The organism is Pararcticibacter amylolyticus, from assembly GCF_003130405.1.
GTDB lineage: Bacteria > Bacteroidota > Bacteroidia > Sphingobacteriales > Sphingobacteriaceae > Arcticibacter > Arcticibacter amylolyticus.
The window spans coordinates 43,918-55,322 of record NZ_QEAS01000004.1 but is presented as its reverse complement, the minus strand read 5'-3'; the positions used below and the strand labels follow the sequence as shown (position 1 = coordinate 55,322).

General features: G+C 43.7%; 8 protein-coding genes and 1 tRNA gene. 5 read left to right on the top strand and 4 right to left on the bottom strand.

What is annotated here, in order from left to right; all coding sequences use genetic code 11:
* The coding region (locus DDR33_RS25750) for a helix-turn-helix domain-containing protein (RefSeq protein WP_158280652.1) at positions 1-390 on the top strand (390 nt) is incomplete at its 5' end.
* Between the two features lie 19 nt (positions 391-409).
* Here the strand turns inward: DDR33_RS25750 and DDR33_RS06135 are convergent.
* Entirely contained in the window at positions 410-2,422 is a 2,013-nt protein-coding gene (locus tag DDR33_RS06135; RefSeq protein WP_109414897.1) for a DUF2264 domain-containing protein, read from the bottom strand.
* 140 nt (positions 2,423-2,562) lie between these two features.
* Between DDR33_RS06135 and DDR33_RS06130 the strand changes: the two genes are divergently transcribed.
* From DDR33_RS06130 to DDR33_RS06115, 4 genes are all read left to right on the top strand, one after another.
* The gene (locus DDR33_RS06130) at positions 2,563-3,129 is read left to right on the top strand and encodes a 2'-5' RNA ligase family protein (RefSeq protein WP_109414896.1); all 567 of its coding nucleotides are present in this window, start codon (positions 2,563-2,565) and stop codon (positions 3,127-3,129) included.
* A 166-nt stretch (positions 3,130-3,295) separates the two neighbouring features.
* Positions 3,296-3,368, top strand: a tRNA-Lys gene (locus tag DDR33_RS06125).
* Positions 3,369-3,735: 367 nt separating this feature from the next.
* On the top strand, positions 3,736-4,716 hold the full coding sequence (locus DDR33_RS06120) for an aldo/keto reductase (protein ID WP_109414895.1): 981 nt from the start codon (positions 3,736-3,738) through the stop codon (positions 4,714-4,716).
* Between the two features lie 127 nt (positions 4,717-4,843).
* Positions 4,844-5,758: a helix-turn-helix domain-containing protein gene (locus tag DDR33_RS06115; protein ID WP_109414894.1), complete on the top strand. Its 915-nt coding sequence runs from the start codon at positions 4,844-4,846 to the stop codon at positions 5,756-5,758.
* A 601-nt stretch (positions 5,759-6,359) separates the two neighbouring features.
* On the opposite strand, the gene DDR33_RS06110 is transcribed toward DDR33_RS06115, so the two are convergent.
* The 3 genes from DDR33_RS06110 to DDR33_RS06100 all read right to left on the bottom strand — a co-directional run.
* A complete protein-coding gene (locus DDR33_RS06110) occupies positions 6,360-9,431 on the bottom strand; it encodes an efflux RND transporter permease subunit (RefSeq protein WP_109414893.1) in 3,072 nt (1,023 codons plus the stop codon).
* A gap of 11 nt (positions 9,432-9,442) precedes the next feature.
* Positions 9,443-10,489, bottom strand: a complete 1,047-nt coding sequence (locus DDR33_RS06105; RefSeq protein WP_109414892.1) for an efflux RND transporter periplasmic adaptor subunit — start codon at positions 10,487-10,489, stop codon at positions 9,443-9,445.
* Between the two features lie 7 nt (positions 10,490-10,496).
* Positions 10,497-11,405, bottom strand: a 909-nt coding sequence (locus tag DDR33_RS06100; RefSeq protein ID WP_202913668.1) for a TolC family protein, incomplete at its 5' end; no start/stop codon positions are given.

Below are 11,405 nucleotides of genomic sequence, written 5' to 3'. Positions count from 1 at the left end.
GGATTTAAGTCAAGTTACGATATTAATATTTCCGTTCTTGATCAACCTTCGCTGGACGAGCATTTCCTTAAAAATACCATAGAAACAATTGAACAGCATTTAACAGAGACTGATTTCGACGTAGTTGCCCTTGCGGGACATCTCAATATGTCACGTTCAACCTTATACCGGAAGATAAAAGTCCTGGTAGGTTTATCGCCCAATGAATTCATCAAGAACATCCGGCTTAAGCACGCCTGTCAGATGATGATGAAAGATAAATCGGTACCGGTATCAGAAGTTGCATTTTCAACAGGATTTTCTGATCCAAGGTATTTTGCCACCTGCTTTAAAGCCGAATTTGGAATGACTCCGAGCGAGTATCAAAAAGGAAATAATGTTCAGGCATAAAAGCCTGAACATTATGCGTCTAAAGAGTTACCGTTTTGGACGTTGAATCGCGAAATACTATTTCTACCTGACCCAGATCGTCTGATATCTTTATACTCTTTACTGGTGTCAGTTCCTCTTTCGAGAACTTTTCGTTTCCTTTTTTCCAAAGCTGAAGCGTTATAAAGATCTTTTCACCGGAAAAGCTGTCTGCCGCTTTTATATAAGAGCAGTTTTCCGCAACGGGATGGAGGTGCTTCCCATCGGCAAAGCTTAGCTGGTGCCAGCCATGAAGAGAGATCATTGCCAGTTGAAAATCTCCGTTATTGAGAATATAAGCTTCCTGTCCCTGTACTTTCGTGGTCGTCTTTTTGATCTTTTTACTTAACTCCGGCAGAGAGTAGTGCCCCAGAACAAAATCCGTTTTAACCGGAGATATCACTTTATCCACTCTCAAAATTCCGTTTGGCAGAGGGATATCAGCCAGCCTGAACCTGATGTCCGCGTTTGTTTCCAGTTCTGCATCTCTCCTGTAAACACCATTGTCAAAACCAGCGAAGGTATAAAGACGCAATACCTCCCACTCGCCTTTTCGGTTAAAAACACCGTAGTTCATGGAAATTTCTCCATTTTTCCCATCTGCCATCCACGGAAAACTGGTATTGTAAGCGAGCTTATTATAATTTTCGCCGCTCCGGAACTTCTGCCAATCCCTGGCGACTGTCTCGTGACACCAGGAACGTATCTCTGAACTACCGCTGTTGGGATAATTGGTTATTAAGATGTTCGATCCCGACTGAAATTTATTGTAAACCATTCCTTTCTTGAGTTCATGTTCCCAGGGACCATTGTTCTCTTTTGCCGTCCAGAATGGATTATCTCCGGGCAGCAGCAAAGCAAGAAACGCCTTCCCCATCCAATATACACTGCCCCGGCAGCTATAGATCTGCACTGCGGGCTCAAAAGGACCGTAGAAACCGAGTGTCGGTACCCGGTCTTCCATAAAGCCTGGATTTTCAAGAAATTGAAGCATCGTACCTGACGCAATACGACGCATCCACCCGTAGTTCACTTTCAAGCTGTCAGGAAGGTACCCGGTCAGAGCCAACGGCGCTACCGCAGCAAAACGGTATGGGATACTGCGTCCCCACATGTTCATCTGCCCTTCCCGGCTGAACATATAGGGATAGTTACCTACCATGTCCAACAGATTATTCATAAATTTCGCAGCATACCCCGGGTAATATTTATTTCCGTACAGTTGTGCCCATAAGGGCCCGTACATCTGAAAAGCCCACATGCTGTAGTAATCGTATGCCGGAGAATCATTGTACCAGCCATAGCCTCTATAAGCGGCCAGGATTTCATCCAGATATCCGAGCATCAGCTTCTCGTTTACCTGGTATCCTCTGTCTTTAAAGAAAGACAGGATAAACACATTAAAAAACCTCCAGTTTGATCCTATGGTAGGCCCATCTCCATAACTTAACATGGTTTTAGCCAGTGCGTCCTTTTGCTCCCGGGTAAGGGGATCCCATAAGATTTCGGGAACTGCCGACAAGGAAATAGCCAGGGCTCCAAACTCCACCAGGATTTGACTGGGGCCACCATTTCCGCGCAGCTTAATGTAAGAAGGGCTTTCCGGATTGATCAGGTTGAGAAGGTTATGCCGGTAATACGCTGCTACGTCTATTCCGTTCAGTTTCAGACCAGGTTTCTCACGAAGCAAAGGTGCAGCAACAAACAAGGTCCGGCAAAATCCTTCAAGCTTTTCTGTAGGTACCTGGCTCTCATTCTGAGGATAGGTCTTTTCATGTTGTTTAGAGAACTTCATGGGATCATCCATGGAATGGATATAGCTGAACGCTCCGCCGAGGATATATTCTGCTGCTTTAATCCAATCGTTACGGGTCATTCCGGTTACCGGACTGACCTTGTAATCGGGTTTCTCAATCCTGAATATGCTGTCTTTTTCACCTGACGCCAGGACAGTCTGGCTAAGGAACAAGAAAATAAAAGATACAAACAGCAGCTTACGTATGGGATTATTCATTCTTTTCGTGATTTCTAATATTTGGCTATACGAAGGTACACAACCAATACCATTGACATGTTCAAATATGTCTCAACCGTATGCTGTAAACTGTTCATGCATTAAATACTAACTATATTAGCATTTTCTTATCTTTGTTCATGAGTTTGTATCTGACGGCTATTCTGCCTCCCCCATCACTGGCAGAAGAAATTGACGAAATCAGGAAGGAGATCTCCGAACGCTTTAAGGTGTATAAAGCTTTAAAGCCACCGGTACATATCACGTTGTTCCACCCGGTCAGCATTCAGGATGAACTGGAGAAATATCTTGTCAAATGGCTTAAACCCGTAACCCTGCTCCATGACAAGTTTGAAATCAGCCTTCAGAATTATGATTCTTTTAATAATCAAACGGTCTATATCGATGTTGTGAAGAATGAATTTTTGGGGGCCCTCCAAAAAGATATAGCTTCCGTATACAATAAGAACAGGATTGAGAAAAAGGAAGTAAAGAGCAACAACCGCTTTAAACCGCATCTCACAGTTGCCTACCGGGATCTTTCACCCGAAACATTTAGTAACCTTTGGCCGGAATTCAAAGACAGGAAGTTCAAGCGGAAATTCACAGCTGACAGGTTCACCTTGTTAAAACACGATACCCAACGCTGGAATATTCTGGAAGAATTCCGCTTAAACAAGCCTGAAACCTACTCTCTTTTCCCTTAAACTTTCTTAAATGAAAAATAATTTAGCTGAGATATAGCCTTTTAGAAGAAATTTAAAAGAAAAAGCACGCCAGCTATTGGAGGATATATATCGTAGCCGTATCTTTGCATCACTTTATCAGAAACGGTTAAACGCTTGAAACAAGGGAATAAACGTTAAAAAATAAGATTCCGTAGCTCAGCCGGTAGAGCATAACACTTTTAATGTTGGGGTCCTGGGTTCGAGTCCCAGCGGGATCACGAAAAGGCGCTGAAAAGGCGCCTTTTCTCGTTAAAAGCCCTTTTCCGGACGATTTTTTAAAGAAAAATAGGGATCAAGCGGAATTCTTGGGGGGAGAGGAATAAAATCGTTTTTTTGTGGAGCATTATAAAGTTGTTGCGATTCCGAAATCAGCAAACATAAAAAGGATCAATGAAAATTTTGATGTATTTGACTTTGAGGTGTCTGCCAATGATATGGGTTAGATAAATGTACCGGACTGACTTATCATGTTTAAAACGGTTGAAAACTGGACTACAACAATTACCAATCAGGCTACTTTTCATAGAGCGACAATCGAGAGTTTTGTACTTAAGGTTTTCAGTTTATAAACAATAAAAAAGAACTATGGAAAAGAGAAAATTAGGTAACAGCGGATTAGAAGTTTCCGCATTAGGCTTTGGCTGTATGGGTTTGAACTTTTTGGATGGCAAAGGTCTTGATAAAAAAGATGCGATAACCTTACTGCGCAATGCAGTTGAAAGAGGGATTACATTTTTTGATACCGCAGAAGCTTACGGACCTTACACTAATGAAGAAATTGTTGGCGAAGGATTACAGCCTTATAGAAAGGACGTTGTTATTGCAACAAAATTTGGTTGCAAAGATGCCAGGCCAACAACAGGTTTAGACAGCAGACCAGAAACAATCAGAGCGGTAACCGAAGCATCTTTGAAAAGATTAAAAACAGACTACATTGATCTTCTGTACCAGCACAGAGTTGACCCCAATGTGCCCATAGAAGATGTTGCAGGTACAGTAAACGACCTGATACTGGAGGGTAAGGTGAAATATTTTGGTTTATCGGAGGCAAGTCCGAAAACTATCCGTAAGGCACATGCTGTTCAACCGGTAACAGCACTACAAAGCGAATACTCATTGTTTTGGCGTGAACCTGAAAATGAGATTATACCAATATTAGAAGAGTTAGGAATTGGATTCGTTCCGTTCAGTCCTTTGGGCAAAGGATTCCTGGCAGGCGCAATAACTTCCAAATTACCTGATGTCGACCGTAGAAACATCATTCCCCGTTTCAGCGAAGAGAACATCAAAGCCAACCTGGTTTTACTGGACGCCCTTGCTGAGATTGCAAAGGAAAAAGACGTGACAACCAGCCAATTAGCATTGGCATGGCTTTTAGCTCAAAAGTCCTGGATCGCACCTATACCAGGGACTACAAAATTGCATCGTTTGGAGGAGAACATTGGCAGTACAAATATTGTTCTAACAGCTGATGAACTTGCAATGATCAGCACAACAGTCAATGGAATTACCCTTGTGGGAGAACGCTATCCTGAAGTTTTAGAAAACCAAATAGATAGATCATAAAGCATTACCAAGTGTGAGCAATTAAAAGTACTGTGCGCAAGAGATTTAATATGTTTGCACACAATACTTTATACAGGAGAAAAAAGAAAGTCTTTTAAATAAGAGTGATAATATTATAACTCAAAGAATGCAACGACAATCTCACATCAATCATATAAAAAGTATATCACAACTTGTGCGGTTATTGGGATTTCCTGCGACGTCGCACCCATTGATTGCTTTGGTTGATTACAATAACGTATCGATCGATATGTTTCCGAAAGGACAAAAAACAAGTTTGGATTTTTACAAAATTTCGTTTAAACCTACGTTTACAGGACATATAAAATATGGACAAGCATATTATGATTTTGATGAAGGCGGGTTAGCATTTTTGAAGCCAAAACAAATTGTTTATCCACCGGAGAACATACAAAGCTATGAAGGAATTGCATTGTATTTCCATTCAGACTTCATCCGAAATTATCCATTAGGAAACAACATAAATCAATATGGCTTTTTCTCTTATGATGTTTCTGAAGCCTTATTGTTATCGGCAAAAGAAAAAGAAATTATAGCCAGTCTATTTGCCACAATAGCCAGTGAGCTTCAAAATAATATTGACAGTTTCAGCCAGGATGTTTTGGTGTCACAAATAGAGTTATTATTGAATTACAGCAATCGTTTTTACAACAGGCAATTTATTACGAGGAAAGCAATCAATCATGACATCATAACCTCTTTGGACAAACTTTTAAACGACTATTTCAAAGAGGAAAGCAGTCTGAAAAACGGTTTGCCATCCGTGAAATATATCAGCACAGAATTAAGGCTATCACAACGCTATTTGAGTGATATGTTGAATTCACTGACAGGACTGAACACACAACAATACATCCAGAATGCAATCATAGAAAAAGCTAAGGAAAAATTATCAACGACAAATCTTTCCGTTTCGGAAATTGCTTATCAATTAGGCTTTGAACATTCACAATCGTTTAGCAAACTTTTCAAGACAAAGACGAATGTTTCCCCTTTGGGATTCAGACAGTTGTTTAATTAAAAGCGGTAGTAAGTACATATTAGATTATGATTAACTTTTATTATTGTTCAGACACCTTTAAAGATATACTGAGCGAAAATTCATCAGGATTAATTTTAACTATTAGAGTAAACTAGCTCTTTCGCTATTCGCAGTACTATTTAATTAAAGTTTAAATCATTGATTGAAAGCACGTAAAAAAAAGGTTCGATTCGGCCTTAACGAATATTGAAATACCACCATTCTGCGATTTGCATCCAGGACTACGGGATTGAGCCATCTCATACATAGCGGAGTTGCAACGGTAAACTCCCGTCCAAATATAATCTAAGTTGTTTTAAATGATCCATCTTTAAATTTTAATCGTTATTGTTTTTTGTGGGAGGCTTCTTTAGAAAGGCACATTTTATGCCCCGTTTTCTAAATCAAATTTGCAGCACCCAAAAGACTGGTCTGTCCTGTGGGTACTGCAAAGAAAACCTCATGTAGCTACCTGTTCAGTTGAAGTCTATTCCTTTAGAAGGTCAGCATCCTGATAAGCCGGGTTCGGGTACGTATAGAAACCCTCTCTGGTGGAAATAACAAGCTGATTTCTATCTCTTATTGTAGGTAACATTACATCTTATCTTTGATATTCCGGTGTTTCCTCCATATCAATCTGCGGTGGTATCAACTTGTACATGACCGGAGTAACTATTCTCGACAGGATTGTCGAGCTTATCAGCCCTCCGATTAATACAATGGCTAGCGGTGCGATTTGCGGGTTTGGATTCATGGCAATGGGAATGAGTCCACAGATAGCTGTGATTGAGGTCAGTACTACTGGCAGGAAACGCGTTTCCCCTGCGATATGGATAGCAATATCCAGACTATGCCCCTTGGCCCTCAGCTGGTTGGTAAAATCAACTAACAGCAGCGAATTCTTTACCTGTATGCCGGACAGACCTATAAAACCGATAATGGAAACCAGTGACATCGGATTGCCCGTCAACAGTAAGAATATTACCCCCCCAAGAACGCCCAGCGGAATGATGGACAGTACGATGATGATACCCTTGAAAGTCTTGAACTGCAGCAGCAGCACCGCTACGAAAAGGAATCCGCTCAGGATGATCACCGAAAGGAAGTTCCCACCCAGTGCATCGCCTTCGGATTCTGCTTCACCCGAAAGCTTGTAATAATATCCTTTAGGGAAATTCATTTTGTCCAACTGCGGAACGATATCTTTCAGGATGTCATTGGCCAGGACATTTTCCTTGGTAAGCGATGTCACCTTTGCAAAACGGGATTTGTTGAAATGGTTAATCGCCGTAGGGGATGATTCAAATCCGATGGTGGCAATCTGGCTGACCTGAATAGGTGCTCCACGCAGATTGTTCACGTAGAGGTTCTTCAATGCATCAAGATTGGAAAACTTGTCCCTTGGAACGGTAATGACCACGTTTCTGGAATCCCCACGGTCATCGATATAGTCGCCCACATTCAGTCCTGCAACGGCAAGCCTGATCACCCTGTCTACATCGCTGGTCATCACACCGAGCGTACGTGCCTTTTCTTTATCTATGGTTATCTTTACATCCGATTTATAAGCGTTCAGTTCGTTGTTGATAAAAAATGTACCCGGATGTTCGCGCAACAGTTCCTCTACCTTGAAAGACAGTGCACGAAGAGTGTCCTTATTCTCTCCGAAGACCCTTACCACAATGTTAGCTTCGATCGGTGTTCCCTGTTCAAAATCCTTTACCTCTATCTTCGCATAAGGGAAATCCTTGAACTTATTGCGTAATTTTTTAATGAGAGCCGTCTTCTCAATCGGGCTTGCATCTTCGTGCATCTGCACAAATATCTGGGCGAAATCCGGCTTGATATCCTGCTGGTGTACGTTATAATAGATCTGCGGATTCCCTTTACCTACATTTGCGGTATAGTACAGGATTTCTTCATGGGATTTCAGTTCTTTCTCCACCAGTTTAGCAACGCGGTCACTTTCCGGTATATCCGCCTGCAAAGGCATCTTGATATTGACCAGGAACATTGGTTTTTCCGAAGTCGGGAACAGTTTGAACCCTGCAAGCGGGAAAAGCGCAAACGCCAGTCCGCTCAGCAGGATGGATATACCCACTGTCACTTTTGGCCACCGAAGGGCTACTTTCATGATCCTTCTGTACGAAAAGGTCAGGAATTGCTGTAATTTTCTCAGGAAATAATTTCCTTCGCCATGTGTATGTGTTTTCAATATCTTGCTTCCAACAAATGGCACTAAGGTCAGTGCGACGATCATGGATGCCAATACACTGGTGATAATCGCTACCGGTAAGCTCCTTATAAATTCTCCCGCCATATCCGGTAAAAATGCCAACGGCAGAAAGGCAATGATCAATGTGGCTGTACAACCGACCACTGCCAGACCGATCTGTTTGGTTCCCTTTAGAACGGCATCCTTGATGGAATGTCCTTCCCTGAGCCACCTTTCGATATTTTCCACCACCACGATACTGTCATCTACCAGTAACCCCAAAGCCACTACCAGACCAACAATACTCAGCTGGTTCAGCGAAAAACCCATCATGTTCATGCCGATCAGCCCCAGCGCAAGGGACAGGGGAATCGATATCATCACAATCACCGAAGCCCTGAAACCAAGGGGAAGGAGCGTAATGATCACCAGTACAATGGCCAGTCCAAAATCAAAACCGAGGTGTCCCAAACGTTTTGCCACCATATCTGCCTGATCGAAATTTTTGACCATTTTGATGTTTTCGGGCAAGGTTTCATTGAACTCGTCCAATACGGGCATGTATTCCTTCTTCACCTTGCTGATATCCACATCATCCTTCATCGCAGCGTTCACCAGGATACAGCGATGCCCGTTGATACGCGTGATATGGTTGATGGTTCCGTCCTTGTAGCTCACATCGGCAACGTCCTTCAGGTAAATGATCTTTCCGTTGGCATTGTAGATGACGGTATTGGCTACATCATCTACATTTTTGAACTTACCGCTGGTCTTTACATTGAAGACCTTATCGTCCAGGTTGATGCTCCCGCCCGGTATGTCGGCTGCTTCGCTCTGCAAACTTCCCATGACAAGGTTCAACGGTATCTTCAACTGCGCCAGCTTATCGAGCTGCATGTCGATCCTGATTTCCTGTTCGGGCATACCCGAATATTTCACTTCACGCAGGTCGGTGATCTTTTCCAGTTTTGATTTCAATATATCGGCATGGTCGCGCAACTGCTTGGCAGATGCCGTATTCGATATCAGTGCCGTCTGGATGATCTTTACATCGCCCGAGGAAATTTTCTCCGTCTTGATCTGGTAGATATCCTTTGGAAGTTCCCCGTTCTTCAGGGCGTTGATCTCCGTGGATATTTCCTGGTATTTATTGTCCACGTCCACGCCGTACTTGAATTTGATCTGTATGGCAGCAACGCCATCTTCTATCGTGGTCAGTATCTTGTCGATGTTCTCCAGCCCGTAGATCTTATTTTCTATCGGTTTGACCACCTGTTCTTCCATATCCTTGGGGCTGGTACCCGGATAGATCACGGTCACAAGATACTGTGGTGGGTTGGTGGTCGGGTCCTCCGACCGTGGCATGGTGAACAGGGTCAGCAACCCTACCACCGAGACCAGTACAAATATGATCAATGTAAACTGGTAGTTCTTAACTGCAAAATTTGTTATCTTCATTGTGATACAGTTTACTTGATTATTTTAATAACGGATTGCTCGTTCAGGAAGGCACTGTTGGAAACTACGATCTGGCCGATCCCTTCAAGCTTATCACGCAGGTATACGCGGTCATTTTCGAATCGTAGGATATGTACAGGGATTTTTTTGACCTTATCGCTACCATTAGTGGTATAGATGAAGCCTTTGTCCCCGTCTGCCTCGACCAGCGAACTGTAGGGAATCACAACTGCGTCACCACCACTGTTGGTCGCTATCTCGGCCTTGCCGAACATACCAACGGGTGGGGTTTCCTTACCGAGCTTTAACTTCAGTTCCACCTGGAAGGAGCCGATCTCCCTGTCGGCAGAATGGAGTTTCCTGCTCACGGTGGCATCGAACTGCTGGCCGGTGTAGCCGTCAAGGGTCACCTTTGCGGACTGCCCCACGGCAATGGCCGCCCATTCCAGATCCGTTACACCCACCTTAAGGATATAACTCGCGTTTGCCACCGTTGAATTGGTGAGCAGTACGGGCATACCACCGCCAACGACCTCACCCTCGTTCGCTATTTTTTTGGTCACGAACCCGTCCGAAGCGGCATATATTTTTGCATAACGCTCGTTGAACGCCACTGCCTCTTTGGCTTTTCCCGCGACATCCAGTGCGGTCTTTGTGTTCTGCAACTGTTCGAGCGTAAAAACACTGTCCTTATAAAGGTTCATTGCCCTGTCGTAGTCACGCCGGGCCTTGGCAACGCCAAGATTGGTCTGTGCAAGACCGGCTGCAATCTCGGTCACATTGAGGGTGGCAAGTATCTGCCCCTTACGGAAGAACTGTCCCTCTTCCACGAAGACCCTGCTGATTACCCCACCGATCTTAAAGGCATAATTTGCCTCGTTTTCGGTACTTACCAAACCGCTGGCATGTATTGTGCCGGATACAGTAAAGGATGATAAGGGAACGGTCTTAACGGCGATCACGTCCGGTTCGCCCAGGGGATTTTCTTGTTTTGGATGCTTTCCACACGAATAAATTAAAAATGTGGAAGCTATTGCTATGATCTGATTTTTTTTCATGAGTTGTTTATTGAATGTTAAAACTTGCGTTAGCACGTTCGATTGCCGTAAACGCTATCCATGTATCGAACAGGGCAATATTGGCTTGTAGCTGTGAATCGACCCACTGGTTCTGTGCATCGAGGAGTTCAATGTAGATCGCCATTCCTTCCCTGTAAAGTTTGGAGACGTCGTTGTAATAGGTCTGGCTCGTATTCAGCTGGCTGCGTGCAGCCTCGTACTGTGCAATGGCACTCTGCATATTTGCCTGGCGCACCTTTAGTTCCGTTTGCAGCTGCTGGGAAACATAATCGGTCTGTGAGGCAATGGCCTGTTGTTCAGCAACGGTCTGCTTTATACGGTAGCTGTTCTTTCCGAATGCGAAGAGGTTCCACTCCAGCGAGACACCGAAGAGATAGTAACGGCTACGGTCGTTGAATTTCCAGTCGAAAGCCTGTGAGCCCAGATCAAGGCTGGCCCCGACCTTTGGAATGAGGTACGACTTTGCAAGCCGGGTCAGGTCTTCACTGATACCCTTGGCTATCTTCAGTTTGGAAAGTTCCTCCCGGTTCTCCACATTATTTGCAGACAAGAGGTTTTCGTCAGGCAACATGGTAATGTCGTCGATCATGATACTGTCGGTCAGGGGACGGTTCAGCAGGAAATTGAAATAGAACTGTGCAGATTCCCTTATTTTGCCCGCCGATACGATGGAAGCCTCTATTTTTGCGATCTCGTTCAGGCTCCTGATCAGTGCCGTCCTGTTTATTTTGCCGTTGTGCAATAGCTTTTTGTTGACACGTTCTCCCTCCGTTACCAGTTTAAGGTACGACTGGTAGATATTTTCGGCATTTGTAGCCTTAAGGTAACTGTAGTACGCCGTTTTTATCTCCTTTACCAGCTCCCGTTTGTACAGCAATACCTCTGTTTTCTGAAG